Source organism: Streptomyces sp. NPDC104814, assembly GCF_055583185.1.
Map to the genome: position 1 here is coordinate 147395 of NZ_JBVJOL010000005.1, position 19327 is coordinate 166721.

Consider the following 19327-nt stretch of genomic DNA (forward strand, 5'->3'; position numbering starts at 1 on the left):
GAAGAATCGTGGAGAACCTGATCGCGCTGCTCATCGCGGCGCCCCTGCTCGGAGCGGCCGTCCTCCTGGTCGGTGGCCGGCGCCTGGACCGCGCCGGCCACTGGATCGGCACGCTGCTGTCCGCCCTGTCCTTCGTGTTCGGTCTCGTCCTCTTCTCCGACCTGCTGGGCAAGGACGCCGCACACCGCACCCTGACCCAGCACCTGTTCAGCTGGGTGCCCGTCGAGGGCTTCCAGGCGGACGTCGCCTTCCGCCTGGACCAGCTGTCCATGACGTTCGTCCTGCTGATCACCGGCGTCGGCTCGCTGATCCACCTGTACTCCGTCGGGTACATGGAGCACGACGAGCGCCGCCGCCGCTTCTTCGGCTACCTCAACCTGTTCCTCGCGGCGATGCTGCTGCTCGTCCTCGCCGACAACTACCTTCTGCTCTACGTCGGCTGGGAGGGCGTCGGTCTCGCCTCCTACCTGCTCATCGGCTTCTGGCAGCACAAGCCCAGCGCGGCCACCGCGGCGAAGAAGGCCTTCCTGGTCAACCGCGTCGGCGACATGGGTCTGTCCATCGCCATCATGCTGATGTTCACCACCTTCGGCACCTTCGCCTTCGGGCCCGTCCTCGGCACCCACGGGGCGCCCGGCCTGGTCGGCGGCGCCACCGAGGGCAAGCTCACCGCGATCGCCCTGATGCTGCTGCTCGCCGCCTGCGGCAAGTCCGCCCAGGTGCCGCTGCAGTCCTGGCTCGGTGACGCCATGGAGGGCCCGACCCCGGTCTCCGCCCTCATCCACGCGGCGACGATGGTCACCGCGGGCGTCTACCTCATCGTCCGCTCCGCGGCGATCTTCAACGCGGCGCCCGACGCACAGCTCGTCGTCACGGTGGTCGGTGCGGTCACGCTGCTGTTCGGTGCGATCGTCGGTTGCGCCAAGGACGACATCAAGAAGGCGCTGGCCGGCTCGACCATGTCGCAGATCGGCTACATGGTGCTGGCCGCGGGACTCGGCCCGATCGGCTACGTCTTCGCGATCATGCACCTGGTGACGCACGGCTTCTTCAAGGCCGGCCTCTTCCTCGGCGCCGGTTCGGTGATGCACGGCATGAACGACGAGGTCGACATGCGCCGCTACGGCGGCCTGCGCACATACATGCCGGTCACGTTCATCACCTTCGGCCTCGGCTACCTCGCGATCATCGGCTTCCCGGGCCTGTCCGGCTTCTTCTCCAAGGACAAGATCATCGAGGCGGCGTTCGCCAAGGGAGGCACCGAGGGCTGGATCCTCGGCGGCGCGGCCCTGCTGGGCGCGGCCATCACCGCCTTCTACATGACGCGGGTGATGCTGATGACGTTCTTCGGCGAGGAGCGCTGGCGCAACGCGCCGACGCCGTCCCCGGCCGAGCCCAGCGTGGAGCCCGCGGCTGAGACCCGCGGCGCACACAGTGAGCCGCACCCGCACGAGTCGCCGAAGGTCATGACGATCCCGATGATCGTGCTGGCCGTCGGATCGGTCTTCGGCGGCGCGTTCTTCAGCATCGGCGACCGCTTCCTGAACTGGCTGGAGCCCGTCACCGGGCACAGCGAGGGCGACTCGCCGCTCAGCGCGGCGGTGGTCACCGGCGCCACCATGGTGTGCCTCGTCATCGGCGTGGCCATCGCCTGGGCGCAGTACGGCCGCAAGCCCGTCCCGGCCGTCGCCCCGCGCGGCTCGCTGCTCACCCGGGCCGCCCGCCGCGACCTGCTGCAGGACGACTTCAACCACGTCGTCCTGGTCCGCGGCGGCGAACACCTCACGCGCTCCCTGGTCTACGTCGACCACACGCTGGTCGACGGTGTCGTCAACGGCACGGCGGCCTCGGTCGGCGGCCTGTCCGGACGGCTGCGGCGACTGCAGAACGGCTTCGCGCGGTCGTACGCGGTCTCGATGTTCGGCGGTGCGGCACTCCTCATTGCCGCGACCCTGCTGATGAGGGCGGTCTGATACCGATGTCCTTTCCTCTGCTGACAGCGACGGCGGCGCTCCCGGCCATCGGGGCCATCGCCACGGCCGCCGTCCCGGCCGCGCGGCGCACCGCCGCCAAATGGCTGGCGCTGCTGTTCTCGCTCGCCACGCTCGCCCTGGCGATCACCGTCCTCGTCCGCTTCGACCCGGGCGGCGGGCGCTACCAGCTCACCGAGTCGCACGCCTGGATCGCCGCCTTCGGGGTCCGCTACGAACTGGGCGTGGACGGCATCGCGGTCGCGCTGGTCGCGCTGACCGCCCTGCTGATCCCGTTCATCGTCCTGGCGGGCTGGCACGACGCCGACCCCCTGGAGACCGGCAGCCGGCGCTGGCGGCCCACGCAGGGCTTCTTCGCGCTGATCCTGGCCGTCGAGGCGATGGTGATCCTCTCCTTCGAGGCCACCGACGTCTTCCTGTTCTACATCTTCTTCGAAGCCATGCTGATCCCGATGTACTTCCTCATCGGCGGCTTCGGCGACCGTGCCCACGAGCACGGCGAGGAGGCGGCGTCCAGGCAGCGCTCGTACGCGGCCGTGAAGTTCCTGCTCTACAACCTGGTCGGCGGTCTGATCATGCTGGCCGCGGTGATCGGCCTGTACGTGGTCGCCGGGAACTTCAGCCTCGCCGAGATCGCGCAGGCCCGGGCCAACGGCTCGCTGCACATGGCGACGAACACCGAACGCTGGCTGTTCCTCGGCTTCTTCTTCGCCTTCGCGGTGAAGGCGCCGCTGTGGCCGCTGCACACCTGGCTGCCCAACGCCATGCAGGAGTCCACCGCGCCGGTCGCCGTCCTCATCACGGCGGTCGTCGACAAGGTCGGCACCTTCGCGATGCTGCGCTTCTGCCTCCAGCTCTTCCCGGAGGCGTCGAAGTGGGCGACGCCGGTGATCCTCGTTCTGGCCCTGATCAGCATCATCTACGGCGCGTTGCTCGCCGTCGGCCAGCGCGACATCAAGCGCCTGGTGGCGTACGCGTCGATCTCGCACTTCGGTTTCATCATCCTCGGCATCTTCGCGATGACCAGCCAGGGCCAGTCCGGCGCGACGCTGTACATGGTCAACCACGGGATCTCGACGGCCGCGCTGATGCTCGTCGCCGGCTTCCTGATCTCCCGGCGCGGCTCGCGGCTGATCGCGGACTACGGCGGTGTGCAGAAGGTCGCCCCGGTGCTCGCCGGCACGTTCCTGATCGGTGGTCTCGCGACCCTGTCGCTGCCGGGGCTCGCGCCGTTCGTCAGTGAGTTCCTCGTCCTGGTCGGCGCGTTCTCCCGCTATCCGGCCGCCGGCATCGTCGCCACCTTCGGCATCGTGCTGGCCGCGCTGTACACGCTGGTGCTGTACCAGCGGACGATGACCGGTCCGGTGAAGCCGGAGGTCTCCGCGATGCCCGATCTGCGGGTGCGCGAGCTGGTCGTCGTCGCGCCGCTGGTCGTCCTGCTGATCTTCCTGGGCGTCTATCCGAAGCCCGTCACGGACATCGTCAACCCGGCGGTCAAGCAGACCTTGTCCGACGTACACAAGAAGGACCCCCGGCCCGAGGTGGAGGCGGCCAAGTGAGCACACCAGCCGTCCACAGCCTGTGGACAACTGCGGCCGACCCGATCTCCAAGATCGACGCGCCGAAGATCGAATACGGGCAATTGTCGCCCACCCTGATCGTCATCGGCGCGGCGATCGTGGGCGTCCTGATCGAGGCGTTCGTGCCGCGCAAGGCGCGCTACCACGCCCAGCTGTTCGTGTCCGTCGTCGCGCTCGCCGCCGCCTTCGCCGCGGTCGTCGCGCTCGCGGCGGACGGTTACGGCACCACCAAGGCGCGCATCGCCGCGATGGGCGCGATCGCCGTCGACGGACCCTCGCTGTTCCTGCAGGGCACGATCGTGCTGGCCGCTCTGGTCGGCCTGTTCACCTTCGCCGAGCGGCGTCTGGACCCGGCGGCGCACGGCCGGCCGGTGGACTCCTTCGCCGCGCAGGCCGCGTCCGTGCCCGGCGGCGACAGCGAGAAGGCGGCCGTGAAGGCCGGCTTCACCACCACCGAGGTCTTCCCGCTCCTGCTGTTCGCGGTCGCCGGCATGCTCGTCTTCCCGTCGGCCAACGACCTGCTGACCCTGTTCGTCGCGCTGGAAGTCTTCTCGCTCCCGCTGTACCTGCTGTGCGCCCTGGCCCGCCGCAAGCGGCTCATGTCGCAGGAGGCAGCGGTCAAGTACTTCCTGCTCGGCGCGTTCGCCTCCGCGTTCACCCTGTTCGGCATCGCCCTGCTGTACGGCTACGCCGGCTCGGTCTCCTACGGCACGATCGCCCAGGTCGTCGACGGCTCGATCAGCAACGTCGACCCGGCGCTGGCGAACACCATGGGCAACGATGCGCTGCTGCTGCTCGGCACCGCGATGATCGTGATGGGTCTGCTGTTCAAGGTCGGCGCGGTGCCCTTCCACATGTGGACGCCGGACGTCTACCAGGGCGCTCCGACCCCGGTGACCGGTTTCATGGCCGCCGCCACCAAGGTGGCGGCGTTCGGCGCGCTGCTGCGCATCCTGTACGTCGTCCTGCCCGGGCTGCGCTGGGACTGGCGGCCGGTCATGTGGGGCGTCGCGATCGTCACCATGCTGGGCGGCGCGATCGTCGCCATCACCCAGACCGACATCAAGCGGCTGCTGGCGTACTCGTCGATCGCGCACGCGGGATTCATCCTCGCGGGTGTCATCGCGACCACGCCGGACGGCGTCTCGTCCGTGCTGTTCTACCTGGCCGCGTACTCGTTCGTGACGATCGGCGCGTTCGCCGTGGTCACGCTGGTGCGCGACGCGGGCGGCGAGGCGACGCACCTGTCGAAGTGGGCGGGGCTCGGCCGGCGCTCGCCGCTGGTGGCGGCCGTGTTCGCGGTGTTCCTGCTGGCCTTCGCGGGCATCCCGCTCACCTCCGGCTTCGCCGGGAAGTTCGCCGTCTTCAAGGCGGCAGCCGAGGGCGGCGCGGCCCCGCTGGTCGTGATCGGTGTCATCTCGTCGGCCATCGCGGCGTTCTTCTACATCCGCGTGATCGTGCTGATGTTCTTCAGCGAGCCGCGTCCGGAGGGACCGACGGTCGCTGTGCCGTCGCCGCTGACGATGACGGCGATCGGCGTCGGTGTGGCGGTCACGCTGGTGCTCGGTGTGGCGCCGCAGTACTTCCTGGACCTGGCGAGCCAGGCGGGCGTGTTCGTGCGCTGAGCCGTTGTCCCGTACGGCTGTGGGGCCCCGGTTCCTCCCTGGAGGAACCGGGGCCCCACGCGTGTGTGCGGGCCAGCGGCCGGTGCGGGGCGCCTGCGCCGGCGAGGCGGGGGCGCGCGTGCGGGGGCGAGGCGGGTGGGCGTCAGGCCTTCGGCATGTCGGAGGCCGGGCAGGTCACGTCCGGGTTCCACTGGGCGAACAGGCCGTTGCGGTTCGGCTTGTACAGCCAGGCATGCAGGTCGTAGTGGCGCGGCATGCCGGGGTAGTGGCCGGCCATGGGGCCCTGGAAGTCCTGGCCGAAGATCTGCGGCCGCTTGCCGTGGGCGTCGGCGGTCGGGACGACCCACTCCACGCCGACGAGCCGGCGTCCGCCGTTGCCGTCGTCCTCGTAGAGCAGGCCGGCCGGCTTGGCGGGGTCCAGCGAGCCGAAGCGGGACTCGTTGAAGTAGTGGTAGCCCATCCCGCCCTGGTCGCGGGCGAGGCACATGTGCGCCTGGTAGCCGTCGGCGAGCGCGTTCGGCAGGTAGCCGTACTTCGCGGTCGCCTCGTAGGTGCGGGCGAGCTGCCCCCGCAGCACCGGGTCAGGGCCCGCGGAGTCGGCGTGGGCGGGAGCGGCGGCCAGGGGCAGGGTGAGGGACGCGGTCAGGGCGAGGACGGCCTTGGCGAGACGGGGGCGCATGAGGGACATCTCCTCGGGCGACGGACGGACACGACGGCTGCGGGTCCCCCCGGGGCCCGCCCGAGCAGCATGTCCCGCACGTCGGGGGCTCGCCACGTCGGACGGTCCATTGGGCTGAGGTGCGACGACGGCACAGGCGTGCGGTGTCCAGGCCGGATGATCACACCGCACGCCTGTGGATAACTCGGGGGCTGTCAGCGCGGGCCCCTATCGTGGAGGCAGTGGTCGAGGGACGACGCACGGGGGACGGGACGATGGCCGGGACGGGCGTGATCAGCGAGATGGCAGAGATGACCGGGGCGCCGGGCGCGGGCGAGAGCGAGGCGCTCGCCACGCTGCACCGGGTCTTCGGATACGAGGCCTTCCGCGGCCAGCAGGAAGCGATCGTCGAGCATGTGGTGGCCGGCGGGGACGCGGTCGTCCTCATGCCGACGGGTGGCGGCAAGTCGCTGTGCTACCAGATCCCGGCCCTGGTCAGACCGGGTACGGGGATCGTCGTCTCGCCGCTCATCGCGCTCATGCAGGACCAGGTGGACGCGTTGCGGGCGCTCGGGGTGCGCGCCGGGTTCATCAACTCCACGCAGGACTTCGACGAGCGGCGCGTGGTGGAGGCCGAGTTCCTGGCGGGCGAGCTGGATCTGCTGTACCTGGCGCCGGAGCGGCTCCGGGTCGACGCCACCCTGGACCTGCTCTCCCGGGGGAAGATCTCCGTCTTCGCCATCGACGAGGCGCACTGCGTCTCCCAGTGGGGCCACGACTTCCGGCCCGACTACCTCACCCTGTCCCTGCTCGGCGAGCGCTGGCCGGACGTCCCGCGCATCGCGCTCACCGCGACCGCGACCCACGCCACGCACCGGGAGATCACCGAGCGGCTGAACATGCCGCGGGCCAGGCACTTCGTGGCCAGCTTCGACCGGCCCAACATCCAGTACCGGATCGTGTCGAAGTCGGACCCGAAGAAGCAGCTGCTGAGCTTCCTGAGCCAGGAGCACCCGGGGGACGCCGGCATCGTCTACTGCCTGTCGCGCAACTCCGTGGAGAAGACGGCGGAGTTCCTCACCCGCAACGGCGTCCGGGCGGTGCCGTACCACGCGGGTCTGGACGCCGGCACGCGCGCCGCGCACCAGTCGCGCTTCCTGCGGGAGGACGGTCTGATCGTGGTGGCGACGATCGCCTTCGGCATGGGCATCGACAAGCCGGACGTGCGCTTCGTCGCCCACCTGGACCTGCCGAAGTCGGTCGAGGGCTACTACCAGGAGACCGGCCGCGCCGGCCGTGACGGACTGCCGTCCACGGCCTGGATGGCCTATGGCCTCAACGACGTCATACAGCAGCGCAAGCTCATCCAGTCCGGTGAGGGCGACGAGGCCTTCCGGCGGCGGGCCCAGTCGCACCTGGACGCCATGCTCGCCCTGTGCGAGACGGCCCGCTGCCGGCGCGGTCAGCTCCTCGCCTACTTCGGGCAGGAGCCGGAGGCGGCGGAGTGCGGCAACTGCGACACCTGCCTGACCCCGCCGGAGACCTGGGACGGCACGGTCGCGGCGCAGAAGGTGCTGTCGACGGTGGTGCGCCTGCAGCGGGAGCGGGGGCAGAAGTTCGGCACCGGTCAGATCGTGGACATCCTGCTGGGCAAGCGCACCGGCAAGGTGATCCAGTTCGACCACGACCAGCTGTCGGTGTTCGGCATCGGCCCGGAACTCGGTGAGGGCGAGTGGCGCGGTGTGGTGCGCCAGCTGCTCGCCCAGGGCCTCCTCGCCGTCGAGGGAGAGTACGGCACGCTGGTGCTGACCGAGGCCAGCGGGTCGGTGCTGCGGCGCGAGCGGGACGTGCCCCTGCGCAAGGAGCCGAAGAAGCCGGCGGCCTCCCGGGCGGCGTCGGGGTCCTCGGGCTCCTCCGGCCGGGGCGGCAGGCCGAAGACCGCGGCCGCCGAGCTGCCCGGGTCGCTCCAGCCCGCCTTCGAGGCCCTGCGTGCCTGGCGCGCCGAGCAGGCCCGCGAGCAGGGCGTCCCGGCGTACGTCATCTTCCACGACGCGACGCTGCGCGAGATCGTCACGGTGTGGCCGACGTCGGTGCAGCAGCTGGGCACGGTCAGCGGGGTGGGCCTGAAGAAGCTGGAGACGTACGGGGAGGGCGTGATCGAGGTCCTGGCCGGCCTGGGCGAGCAGCCCGGCGCGGCAGCACCGCAGGGGGACGGTGCCAAGGCGGCGGTGCCGCAGGATGCCAGGACGGACGCGGCGGAGCCGGAGGACGACTGGCCCGACGTCGAACCGGAGCCCGAGGACTGGATGTAGGGCGCGGGGTGCGCGGTGGTCGCTGTCCGGCGGCGACCCTCACGCACCCACCGAACCCGCTCGTCACAGCCCCCGTGTCGCGTACGCCCTGACGTCGGCGTCCGTGTCCGCGGTGGCCGTGGCGAGGGCAGCGCGGGCGCCCTCGGCGTCGCCGTGCCGGGTGAGGGCGAGGACGGCGGCCTTGCGTACGTCGGCGTTCGGATCGGCGACCGCCTTGGCGAGCGCGGGGACGGCCAGGGCGGCGTCCGCGGCCGACAGGGCGGTGGCGGCACCGGCGCGGACCTGCCAGGCCGCGTCGGCCAGGGCGGCGACGGCGTGCGCCGCCAGGTCGGCAGGGCAGCCGGCGGTGCCCAGCGCCTCGTAGGCCGCCCCGCGCACCAGCGCGTCGGGGTCCTCGGTGAGGCCGGCGAGCGCGGCGAGGACGGTACCCGGTGACGCGGAGGCCGGGGAGTCGGCCGCCCGGCTGGTCACCGCCACCGTGGCCAGCGCCTTGGCGAGCGTGACCCGGACCTCGCGGGAGGGGTCGGCGCCGGCGGCTCGGGCCAGTTCGTCGGCGGCGTCGACGGAGACGAGGGCCCGTACGGCCGCGATGCGCACGGTGATGTCGGTGTCGGTCAGCGAGCCGGCGAACAGGCCGGCGTCACCGAGACGCAGGGCCCGCAGGGTGTCGAGGGCGGCGGCGCGGACGACAGGGTCCGCTTCGGTCAGAGCGGCGGCCAGACCGTCGCGCAGCGGGGGCTCGGGCGGCAGGGTCTCGACCAGCTCACGGAGGGAGGCGGCGGCAGCGGACCGCACCTCGGCGGCCGTGTCACGCAGCGCGGCGGCGAGGGCGGGCCCGGTCCCGGCGGGCAGCGTCTCGGTCAGGACGGCGACCGCCTCACGCCGGACGGCGGCAGCCGGGTCCGCCAAGTAGGGGCGCAGGGCGTCGAGTTCCGGCTGTTCCTCGGCGAGGGCGACCAGCTCCAGGAGGCGCTCGGCGGACGGCCCGGTGCGGGGCAGGGCGTCCGGCGGTTGCGGGACGGACCCTTCCGGCGCGGGGTGCTCGTCGGCGACGCCCGTGACCGCCACGGGTGCCGCGTCCCGCGACCCGGCGGTGGCCACGTCCTGCGGGCGCACCTCGCCGAGGGCCCGGGAGGCACCGCCGACCGGCGCGTACCCCTCCACGGGGACCAGATAGGGAGCCACGGGACGGGCCGTGAACTCCATTGCACCAGAGGGGGACTTGTGCAGATCGAGGTGGTGGAACCAGGAGGCGTCGTCACGGGCCGGATGGTCCAGGCGTTCGTGGTAGAGGCCCCAGCGGGACTCGGTGCGGGCCAGGGAGGCGCGCGCGGCCATCTCCGCGCAGTCGCGGATGAAGGTGACCTCCGCGCACCGCATCAGTTCGTGCGGGGTCGCCGCCCCCATCGCGGCGATGTCGCCGCGCATCCGCTCGAACGCCTCCAGCGCCAGCGAGAGCCGGGCGCCCGACTTCGGCGGGGCGACGTAGTCGTTCACGAAGCGGCGCAGCTTGTACTCGACCTGCTGCTGCGGCGGGCCGTCCGGGTTGCGCAGCGGGCGGTAGATCAGCTCGTGCGCCTCGCGCAGCTGGTCCTCCGGCAACTCGCCCTCGTAGGCCGTGTACTGGGCGGCGTCCGCGCCGGCCAGGTCGCCGAAGACGAAGGCGCCGATCATGTAGTTGTGCGGCACACATGCCAGGTCGCCGGCCGCGTACAGGCGGGGCACGGTCGTGCGGGCGTGGTCGTCGACGCGCACGCCCGAGGCGGAGTGGCCGCCGCACAGGCCGATCTCGGAGATGTGCATCTCGATGTCGTGGGTGCGGTAGTCGTGGCCGCGTCCGGCGTGGAAGGTGCCGCGGGTGGGGCGTTCGGTGGAGTGCAGGATCGACTCCAGCGCCGTGACCGACTCCTCCGGCAGATGGCTGAGCTTGAGATAGACCGGCCCCCGGTCGGAGGCCACCTCGGCGGCGAACTCCGCCATCATCTGCCCCGACCAGTAGTCGGAGTCGACGAAGCGCTCGCCGTGCCGGTTCACCTGGTAGCCGCCGAAGGGGTTCGCGACATAGGCGCAGGCCGGGCCGTTGTAGTCCTTGATCAGCGGATTGATCTGGAAGCACTCGATGCCGGTGAGTTCGGCGCCGGCGTGGTAGGCCATGGCGTAGCCGTCGCCCGCGTTGGTGGGGTTCTCGTAGGTGCCGTACAGGTAGCCGGAGGCGGGCAGGCCCAGGCGGCCGCAGGCGCCGGTGGCGAGGATCACCGCGCCCGCGCGCACCACCACGAAGGCGCCCGTGCGCGTGTTGAAGCCGACCGCTCCGACGGCACGCCCCTGCGCCGTCAGCACCCGTACCGGCATCACCCGGTTCTCGATGCGGATCCGCTCGCGCATCTCCCGCCGCCGCAGCTGCCGGTAGAGGACCTTCTTGACGTCCTTGCCCTCCGGCATGGGCAGCACATAGGAGCCGGAGCGGTGCACCTGGCGGACCGCGTACTCGCCGTGCTCGTCCTTCTCGAACTTCACGCCGTACGACTCCAGCCGCTGCACCATGGCGAAGCCGCGCGTCGCCGTCTGGCGGACCGTGGACTGGTCGACGATGCCGTCGTTGGCGCGGGTGATCTCGGCGACGTAGTCGTCGGGTTCGGCGCGGCCGGGGACGACCGCGTTGTTGACGCCGTCCATGCCCATGGCGAGCGCGCCGGAGTGGCGGACGTGGGCCTTCTCCAGCAGCAGCACGTCCGCGCCGCGCTCGGCGGCTGTCAGTGCGGCCATCGTGCCGGCGGTGCCACCGCCGATGACGAGGACGTCGCAGGTCAGCTCCTCGGCGTCACCGAGGGCGGGGATCGCCAGGGGAGTGTCCACAGTGTTCACGACAGTCACCGGGGTGCCTTTCACGTACCGAGCGAGGAGAGGATGTCGCGGCGCAGCGCCACGCGCGCGGGGTCGTCGTGCGCCGTCCGGTCACGGGGGCGCGGCACATCGCGTACGGCGGTCAGTTCGCCGGAGCCGATCAGCGCCACGCGGTCGCCGAGGAACAGCGCCTCGTCGACGTCATGGGTGACGAAGACGACGGTGGCGCCCGTGCCCTGCAACCCCTCCACCAGCAGGTCCTGCATGCCGGCCCGGGTCTGGGCGTCCAGCGCGCCGAACGGCTCGTCCATCAGCACGGCGCGGGGCCGGCCGGCCAGGGCGCGGGCCAGCTGGGCGCGCTGGCGCTGTCCGCCGGAGACGCGGTGGGGCAACTGCCCGGCGTGTTCGGCGAGATGGACGCGGGCCAGCCAGTCCCCGGCCCGGTCCCGGCGCACGCGGCGCGGGACGCCGGCGATGGCGAGCGGGAGTTCCACGTTGCCGCGCAGGGTGCGCCAGGGCAGCAGCGCGTCCTCCTGGAAGACCAGGGCGCGCTCGGCCGCCGGTCCGGTCAGTGGCCGGCCGTCCTGCTCGACCGTGCCGGCGAGCGGGGGCAGCAGCCCGGCGAGGGTGCGCAGCAGGGTCGACTTGCCGCAGCCGGAGGGGCCGACGACGGTGAGGATCTCACCGGGCGCGATGTCCACGTCGACGCCGTGGACGGCGGGTGCGTCCGGGCGGCCGAGGGTGACGCCGCACAGGGTGAGCCGGGTGCCGCGGGCGGCCTGTGCCGGGCGGGTCGCGGGCCGGGTGGGCGTGCGGGTCTCAGACGAGGTGCTCATCACGGGCCTCCTTGCTCGGCGCGGGGGACGCCGTGGCCACGGCGGTGCCGGCCGGCGCCTTCGGTACGGCGGTCCGGGCGGGGCGGACGCGTGCCGTGGCGGCAGGGGACGTGCGGGGCAGCCAGCGGGTCAGGCGGCGGCCGAGGAGTTCCACGGCGGTGGAGGTGATCCAGCCGAGCACGCCGATCGTGACCATGCCGACGAAGACGCCCGGGTAGTCGACGACGGTGTAGTCCTGCCAGGTGCGGTAACCGACGCCGTACTGACCGGAGATCATCTCGGCGGAGATCACGCAGATCCACGACACGCCGATGCCGACCGACAGCCCGCCGAAGATGCCGGGCAGGGCACCCGGCAGCACGACCGAGCCGAGCACACGCCACCGGCCGCCGCCCATGGTGCGCACCGCCTCCTCCCACACGGGGGCCAGGGCGCGCACCGCGTGCCGGGTGGAGACGAGGACGGGGAAGAAGGCGGCGGTGCAGGTGATGAAGACGATGCCTTGTTCGTTGGAGGGGAAGAGCAGGATCGCGACGGGGACGAGGGCGATGGCGGGGATGGGGCGGACCACTTCCAGCACCGTGCCGAGCAGGTCCTCGGCGAGCCGCGAGCGGGCCACGAGCACGCCGGTGGCGACGCCCAGGACGGCCGCGAGGAGGAAGCCGGAGGCGATGCGGGTCAGGCTGTCGGTGAGGTCGGTCCAGTAGTCGGGGCCGGACAGCCGCCGGGCGAAGGCGTGGGCGACGTCGGTGACCGTGGGGAACTGCGAGAAGCGCAGCCACAGGTCGACGTCCAGGCTGGTCAGCAGCTGCCACACGCCGAGGGCGGCGGCGAGGGAGATCACGCGCAGCGCGTACCGGGTCATGAGGCCAGCCCCAGAGCTCTGGCGTACGTGACGACGCGTGCTCCGCCGTGGCCCAGGACGTAGGCCCGGGCGGTGGCCGGGGCGACGAACGGCAGCAGCTTCTTGCCGTCGGCCACCCAGATCGCCTTGTCGGCGAACCAGGGGGTGCCGGTGGTGGCGTCGGCGACGTAGGCGGCGCGGACGGTGTCGCGGTGGCGCTTCACATGGCTGAGGAGCGCCGCGGGGGAGGGCAGTTCGAGGGTCTTGTCCGCGCCCTTGGGCCAGATCTCGGCGGCGGCCGGGGCGGGCGCGGCGGTCAGGCGCCGGGCGTAGGAGGCGCCGAGGGCCTGTTTCACGTAGTGGTCGTCGACGAAGGCGTCCACGTCGATGTCGCCGGTCAGTTTCGCGGCCTTCAGGATGGCCACGTCCTGCTTCAGCGCGGAGACGAGCTGGGGTTTGACGGCCGGGTCGAAGGTGGCGATGCCGTGGGCGCCGTTGTAGAGGTAGACGACCTCGGCGGGCAGCCCGGTGGCGTCGGCGACCTTCTCGGCGGCGGTCACGGGGTGGGCGTCCAGGTAGTCGGTGGCCTCGGCCTGGGCCTTGAGGAAGGCCCCGAGCACGGCGGGGTGCTTCTTCGCGAAGTCCTCCCGGGCGGTGACGCCGTGGAAGGTGGGCAGGTTCAGCTGGGCACCGTCGTAGAGGGCCTTCGCCTTGCCCTGGTAGGCGAGCAGGCCCGGCCAGGCGACGAACTGCGACAGCGCGTCGGTGCTGCCCGCGGCGAGGGCGGAGGCGCCGACGGCGGGCTGCTGGTTGAGCTTCTCGATGCCCTTGTCGGGGTCGATCCCGGCGCGCTGCAGGGCCCGCACGAGGGTGCCGTCGGCGGCGGAGCCGACGGAAGTGGAGACCTTCTTGCCCTTCAGGTCCGTCACGGAGGCGAGCGTCGAGCCGGGTGCGGTGACGATGGTGTTGAGGCCGCCGCGGAGGTTGTAGCCGGTGACGGAGACCAGGTGGGTGGGGCGGTCGAGCTGCTTGCCGCGGGCGGCGTTGATGAGCAGCGGGAAGTCACCCATCGAGCCGATGTCGATCTTGCCGGCGGTCATCTGGGCGGTGATCGGGGCGCCGGTGGCGTAGTCCTGCCAGGCGACCTTGTAGGTGTGGCCGTCGTGCAGGGCGTTCAGCTGCTTCTCGAAGTAGCCGAGGGAGCGCAGCAGGGTGCCGGCGGTGACGGTGTTGATGGTCTTGGACTGGTAGCCGACGGTGACGGTGACCGTCGAGTCGTCGCCGCCGGCGGAGGCGGTGCCGCCGCAGGCGGTCAGGGGCGCGAGGAGCAGGACGGCGGCGGGAAGGGCTTTGCGGTTCATGGGTGTGGGTGACCTCTCACCGGAGCAGGTAGGGCATGTTGACCGTCACGGCTCCGGTGGGACAGCGGGCCGCGCACGGGCCGCAGTACCAGCACTCGTCGACGTGCATGTACGCCTTGCCGCTGGAGGTGTCGATGGCGAGGGAGTCCAGCGGGCACATGTCGACGCAGAGGGTGCAGCCGTCGATGCACTTCGACTCGTCGATGGTCACGGGCACGTCGGCCCGCTGGGGCACCAAGGGCATGGCTGTCTCCAGGAAATCCGCGGAAAAAGGTCCCCGAGGCCGTGAACCGGTCGGGCCCCGCCGAACGATGAAGAGGTGAGGGGCCGGACGGGACGAACGGAAGGGGGCGGGGCGGGATGAGGACGGTGAGAGGTCAGACGGAGCGGTGCAGCAGACCGCTCATGGAGATGCGGTCGCCGCGGAAGCGGATGAACTCGAGGTCCACCGGGCGCCCGTCACACAGGTGCGTGAGGCGCTCCAGCATCAGGACGGCCGCTCCCCGCGGTGCCTCCAGTACGGCGGCGGAGTGGGCGTCGGCGTTCACCGACTCCAGGGTGATCTCGGCGTGGCCGAGACGTCGGCCGGTGATGGCCTCCAGGAGACGGAAGACGTCGGTGTTCTCCAGGTCGGCGCCGAGCAGGGCGGTGCCGATGTCGAGCGGGACATAGGTCAGGTCGAGCGAGAGCGGCAGGCCGTTGAGGCGGCGCAGCCGTTCGATGTAGAGGACGTCGGCGCCGGGCGGGACCTGGAGTCGGTCGGCCACGGGGCCCGGCGCGGGGACGGGGCCCATGGTGCGGACCTCGTTGGTGACACGGCCGTGTTCGTGCAGGGTTTCGGCCAGTCCCATCAGCCGGTCGAGCCCGTGGGGGTACTTACGGGCGACGACGACCGTGCCGACGCCGGGCAGGCGGTCGACGAGGCCCTCGGAGCGCAGCAGGTCGAGAGCCTGCCGGACGGTGTTGCGGGAGGTGCGGTAGTCGGTGGCGAGAAGGGATTCATGGGGGAGCGTGCCGCTCTCGAAGCCGCCGGTGAGGAGCTGGCGGCGGAGGAGATCGGCGAGCTGCCGGGCCCGGTCCGCACGCAGCCGGCGCCGCGCACGGTGGGCGGCGACGGTGGTCGCGCCCTGGCCGGCGTGGTCTCGGATGCGGTCGGTGGCTGGCATGGCTGGAACCATACCGAGCCGGTAGGAAAAGGAGGATTGCTGAAATGTTGCGCCACCTGACGGCCCGTCGAATATGGGGCTGACCTCGGGTTCCGGCGGGAATTGGGGAAGATCTGCCACCCGGGAGCAGTCCCTGGCAGCCGCGTCGGCCCGGTGCCGTGACGCCGGCCGGTGTCAGGCCGGTGCGTGTCAGGCCAGTGCGTGTCAGGCCAGTGCCGTGAGACCGGGTGCGAAGGCGATCAGGAGCGGCAGCAGGGGGACCAGTGCGGCCACGGTGGTCGTCAGCGCCCGTCGGCTGCGGTCCAGCCGCGGCGGAGGCTCCAGCAGGCGGTCGACCCGCTCACCGAGCAGGCGGTGGCTGGAGGCGCAGGACAGCACGCCCCGGTGCTGATTGAGCTCGATCAGGGCCAGGGCGGTGGTGATGTGGCCGCAGCGGCGGGAGGCGGTGTCGTCGGCGGCCAGCTCGACCAGGCGGTGGGTCTGGTCGCAGAAATGGGCGAAGAGCGGGATGCGGGGGAAACCGGTGGCCAGTGCGGTGGACAGGTGCAGCAGCCAGTCGTGGTGGGCGCGGGCGTGGCCGCGCTCATGGGTGAGGACGGCGTCGAGCTGGTGGGCGGTGAGGCGGTGCAGGGCGCCCGTGGTGACGACCAGCTGGGGCGGATGGCCGGGCATCCACCAGGCGTCGGGGTATTCGTCCTCCAGCACGAGCAGGGGGCCACGCGCGGGGCCCAGGCCGGCCGGCAGTTCGGGGGCTCGTTCGCGAAGGTGGGCGCGGGTCACGCCACGGCGTCGGCGGGCCTCGACCAGCTCGCGGGCGAGCATGGCGGTGGTCCAGCCGGCACCGCAGGCCAGCAGCAGGGTGAGCGCCACCGCCCAGGGCGGCGCCGACGACAGGTCGTACGCCTCGGTCACGCCGGGCGGCGCGGGCGCGAAGAGCTGGGTGCGCACGGTGTGGAAGACGGCGGCGGTGCTGAGGGACAGGGCCGCGACGCAGCACAGCAGGACGGTCGCGACGAGGCACTGCCACACCCACAGGGCGACGACCGGCTCCCGCTCGGGCCAGGCGGCCCGGGTCAGCGCGCGCGGGACCGGCACAGCGGCCGTCAGAGCGACGACGCTCAACAGGAGCAGGCAGACGGTCATGCCACGGGCTCCGGATCCTGGGCGGACAGGGCGGGGGTGGTCGTACGGGCGACGGACGCGATCGCTCGACGGCTCGGTGAGCGCGTCCGTCGCCAGTATGACGGCCCCGGGGGCGGTGCGTCAGCCCTTGGCTGGAGGCACTGCGGGGGTTGAGGGGCGGCGCGTGATCACGGCCCCGCGGTGGCGGGGGCCGGCCGGTGGTGCCCCCGTCACGGTGCGGCTTCGTCGGGGGCGTCAGCGCGTGACGATCCGGCCTGTCACCTCACCGAGGCCCACCCGGACGCCGTCCGGGCCGGGCGCCCACGCGGACAGGGTCACCACGTCGCCGTCCTCCAGGAAGGTCCGCTTGCCGTCGGGGAGTTCCAGGGGCTCCTGGCCGTTCCAGGTCAGCTCCAGCAGGGAGCCGCGCTGGGCGGGGTCGGGGCCGCTGACCGTGCCGGAGCCGTAGAAGTCGCCGGTGCGCAGCGAAGCGCCGTTGACCGTCATGTGCGCCAGCTGCTGGGCGGCCGTCCAGTACATGGTGGAGAAGGGGGGCTCGGAGACGACGTGACCGTTGATGGCGACGGAGATCCGCAGGTCGTAGCCGCCGGGTTCGTCGGCGGAGTCGTCGAGGTAGGGCAGCAGCGGGTGGGTGCGCTCCGGGGGTGCGACCCGGGCCTCGTCCAGGGCCTCCAGCGGGGTGATCCACGCGGAGACCGAGGTGGCGAAGGACTTGCCGAGGAAGGGGCCGAGGGGGACGTACTCCCAGGCCTGGATGTCACGGGCCGACCAGTCGTTGAGCAGGCACAGCCCGAAGACATGGTCACGGAAGTCGCCGAGGGCGACCGGTTCGCCGAGGGAGGAGGGAGTGCCCACGACGAAGCCGACCTCGGCCTCGATGTCGAGGCGGACGGACGGGCCGAAGACGGGTGCCGCATCGGCCGGGGCCTTGCGCTGGCCCGAGGGACGCACGATGTCGGTGCCGGAGACGACGACGGTGCCGGAGCGGCCGTGGTAACCGATCGGCAGGTGCTTCCAGTTGGGCGTGAGGGAGTCGGCGGCGTCGGGGCGGAAGATCCGGCCGACGTTCCGGGCGTGGTTCTCGGAGGCGTAGAAGTCGACGTAGTCCGCGACCTCGAAGGGCAGGTGCAGGGTCACCGAGGACAGGGGGTGGAAGAACGGCTCGACGGTCTCGCGGTGCGAGGGCACCGTCACCCACGCCGTCAGCGCGCGCCGGACGTCGGACCAGGTGGTGCGGCCGGCGGCGAGGAGCGGGTTCAGCGAGGGCTGGGCGAGCAGCGTGGCATAGGGGGAGCCGAGCGCCATCGCCGCCGCTCCCGCGTCGAGCACGTGGTCGCCGAGCCGGACACCGACCCGCCGCTCGGCCGGGGAACCGGCGGGCGAGAAGACGCCGTACGGAAGGTTGTGCGCACCGAAGGGGTCGCCCTCGGGGACGTCGAAGGGGGGCATGCGGTGCCGCCTCGCTTTCGTGCACGTCGGACACGGCGCCAGGGCCGCGTGATCCAAGTGGTTCGCGGCACACGTTACGGCCGAGGCGGCTGTCTTGGGCAGTGTCTAAAGAGTTTGCAATGTCCGTTATGGCCTTGTCGGAGGTGGCAATTCCGGCTTAGCGTCCTTTGCGGGGAACACGGACGGAGGGCATCCGTTCCGTCGGGGGGACACGTGGGGGGACCCGTGGCCAGCAGTGCCGCAAGCCTGCCGTTCCAGGCCGACCGTGAAGTACCGGGCCTGATCGTGAAGTTCGGAAACTACCCGCTGCACCACGGCGGGGTCGGGGCGATCCGCAGTCTGGGGCGTCTGGGCGTGCCCATGTACGCGATCACCGAGGACCCCTACACGCCGGCCGCCGCCTCCCGTTATCTGCGGCGCGCGTTCGTGTGGCCGACGACGGGCACGGAGGAGGCGGGGCACCTGGTCGAGGGGTTGCTGCGGATCGGGCGCCGGATCGGGCGGCCGACCGTGCTGATCCCCACCGACGAGGAGGCGGCGGTGCTGATCGCCGAGCACCAGGAGGACCTCGCCGGGCCGTTCCTCTTCCCGCGCGTCGCCCGGGACCTGCCGCGCCGGCTGGCCAGCAAGCAGGGGCTGCACGAGCTGTGTGCGGAGCACGGCATCCCCAGCCCGGCGGCCGCGTTCCCGCGGTCGTACGACGACATCGTGGCGTTCGCACAGAAGGCCCGCTTCCCGGTGGTGGCCAAGAACCGTGAGGCGTTCGTGCGCCGCAGGCAGCCGGCCGTCAACGGCACCACCCGCATCACCACCCGCGACGGCCTGCTCGCGCTGGCGCGGCACTGGGGGGAGCCGCCCGGGGTGATCCTTCAGGAGTATCTGCCGCGCGAGCAGGCCGAGGACTGGATCGTGCACGCCTGCTTCGGCGCCGACTCGGCACCGCTGGCGATGTTCACCGGCGTCAAGGTCCGCTCCTGGCCGCCGCACGCCGGGATGACGGCGAACGCCTACGTCGTCGACAACCCGGAACTCGCCGACCTCGCCGCACGTTTCATCAAACAGATCGGCTTCACCGGAATCATCGACCTCGACCTGCGCTTCGACCGGCGCGACGGACAGTACAAGCTCCTCGACTTCAACCCGCGCATGGGCGCCCAGTTCCGCCTCTTCGAGAACGAGGCGGGGGTGGACGTGGTCCGGGCCATGCACCTGGACCTGACCGGCCGCACCGTTCCGGAGGGGGAACAGCGCGCCGGCCATCGCTACATCGTGGAGAACATCGACCTGGCCGCCCTGCTCGCCTACCGCCGCAGCGGCTACACGACGCCGCACGCACCGGCCCGGGCGAGCGGCACGGAGCTGGCCTGGCTCGCGGGTGACGACCCGCTGCCCTTCCTCACGATGCTCGCGCGCTTCGTGCGACCCGGCGCGAAGCACCTCTATCAGCTGTGGCGGACACACCGCCGTGGCAGCACCGGACCGGGTGGACGCCACCAGTCGTAGCCTCCTCCCGGCCGG

14 protein-coding genes are annotated in these 19327 nt (G+C 72.0%); 5 read left to right on the forward strand and 9 right to left on the reverse strand.

Features of this window, described 5'->3' with window-relative positions; all coding sequences use genetic code 11:
- Positions 1-8 precede the first annotated feature (8 nt).
- The 3 genes from nuoL to nuoN are packed head-to-tail and all read left to right on the forward strand — an operon-like array spanning position 9 to position 5196.
- Entirely contained in the window at positions 9-1973 is a 1965-nt protein-coding gene (gene nuoL, locus ACZ64A_RS19030; RefSeq protein ID WP_469811544.1) for an NADH-quinone oxidoreductase subunit L, read from the forward strand.
- Positions 1974-1978: 5 nt separating this feature from the next.
- Positions 1979-3550, forward strand: coding sequence for an NADH-quinone oxidoreductase subunit M (locus ACZ64A_RS19035; RefSeq protein ID WP_469811545.1), 1572 nt, complete (start codon positions 1979-1981; stop codon positions 3548-3550).
- The gene (gene nuoN / locus ACZ64A_RS19040; RefSeq protein ID WP_469811546.1) at positions 3547-5196 is read left to right on the forward strand and encodes an NADH-quinone oxidoreductase subunit NuoN; all 1650 of its coding nucleotides are present in this window, start codon (positions 3547-3549) and stop codon (positions 5194-5196) included. Before ACZ64A_RS19035 ends, nuoN begins: the two co-directional genes overlap by 4 nt.
- A gap of 142 nt (positions 5197-5338) precedes the next feature.
- Here the strand turns inward: nuoN and ACZ64A_RS19045 are convergent, their stop codons facing one another.
- Complete coding sequence (locus tag ACZ64A_RS19045; RefSeq protein WP_469811547.1) at positions 5339-5875, reverse strand: hypothetical protein; 537 nt, start codon at positions 5873-5875, stop codon at positions 5339-5341.
- Positions 5876-6129: 254 nt separating this feature from the next.
- On the opposite strand from ACZ64A_RS19045, the gene recQ reads away from it, so the two are divergent.
- Entirely contained in the window at positions 6130-8166 is a 2037-nt protein-coding gene (gene recQ, locus ACZ64A_RS19050) for a DNA helicase RecQ (RefSeq protein WP_469811901.1), read from the forward strand.
- A 63-nt stretch (positions 8167-8229) separates the two neighbouring features.
- Here the strand turns inward: recQ and ACZ64A_RS19055 are convergent, their stop codons facing one another.
- From ACZ64A_RS19055 to fahA, 8 genes are all read right to left on the reverse strand, one after another.
- A complete protein-coding gene (locus ACZ64A_RS19055) occupies positions 8230-11031 on the reverse strand; it encodes a fumarate reductase/succinate dehydrogenase flavoprotein subunit (protein WP_469811548.1) in 2802 nt (933 codons plus the stop codon).
- A gap of 20 nt (positions 11032-11051) precedes the next feature.
- Positions 11052-11846 carry an ABC transporter ATP-binding protein gene (locus ACZ64A_RS19060; RefSeq protein WP_469811549.1) on the reverse strand — a complete coding sequence of 265 codons (795 nt, stop codon included), beginning with the start codon at positions 11844-11846 and terminating at the stop codon, positions 11052-11054.
- Positions 11830-12711: an ABC transporter permease gene (locus tag ACZ64A_RS19065; protein WP_469811550.1), complete on the reverse strand. Its 882-nt coding sequence runs from the start codon at positions 12709-12711 to the stop codon at positions 11830-11832. Before ACZ64A_RS19065 ends, ACZ64A_RS19060 begins: the two co-directional genes overlap by 17 nt.
- On the reverse strand, positions 12708-14051 hold the full coding sequence (locus ACZ64A_RS19070) for an ABC transporter substrate-binding protein (protein ID WP_469811551.1): 1344 nt from the start codon (positions 14049-14051) through the stop codon (positions 12708-12710). Before ACZ64A_RS19070 ends, ACZ64A_RS19065 begins: the two co-directional genes overlap by 4 nt.
- Before the next feature lie 16 nt (positions 14052-14067).
- Positions 14068-14295: a 4Fe-4S dicluster domain-containing protein gene (locus ACZ64A_RS19075; RefSeq protein WP_053852588.1), complete on the reverse strand. Its 228-nt coding sequence runs from the start codon at positions 14293-14295 to the stop codon at positions 14068-14070.
- A gap of 133 nt (positions 14296-14428) precedes the next feature.
- Entirely contained in the window at positions 14429-15217 is a 789-nt protein-coding gene (locus ACZ64A_RS19080; RefSeq protein WP_469811552.1) for a GntR family transcriptional regulator, read from the reverse strand.
- Positions 15218-15421: 204 nt separating this feature from the next.
- Positions 15422-16360, reverse strand: a complete 939-nt coding sequence (locus tag ACZ64A_RS19085) for a M56 family metallopeptidase (RefSeq protein WP_469811553.1) — start codon at positions 16358-16360, stop codon at positions 15422-15424.
- 234 nt (positions 16361-16594) lie between these two features.
- The gene (gene fahA / locus ACZ64A_RS19090; RefSeq protein WP_469811555.1) at positions 16595-17809 is read right to left on the reverse strand and encodes a fumarylacetoacetase; all 1215 of its coding nucleotides are present in this window, start codon (positions 17807-17809) and stop codon (positions 16595-16597) included.
- A 246-nt stretch (positions 17810-18055) separates the two neighbouring features.
- Between fahA and ACZ64A_RS19095 the strand changes: the two genes are divergently transcribed.
- The gene (locus tag ACZ64A_RS19095) at positions 18056-19312 is read left to right on the forward strand and encodes a carboxylate--amine ligase (RefSeq protein WP_469811903.1); all 1257 of its coding nucleotides are present in this window, start codon (positions 18056-18058) and stop codon (positions 19310-19312) included.
- Positions 19313-19327 lie beyond the last annotated feature (15 nt).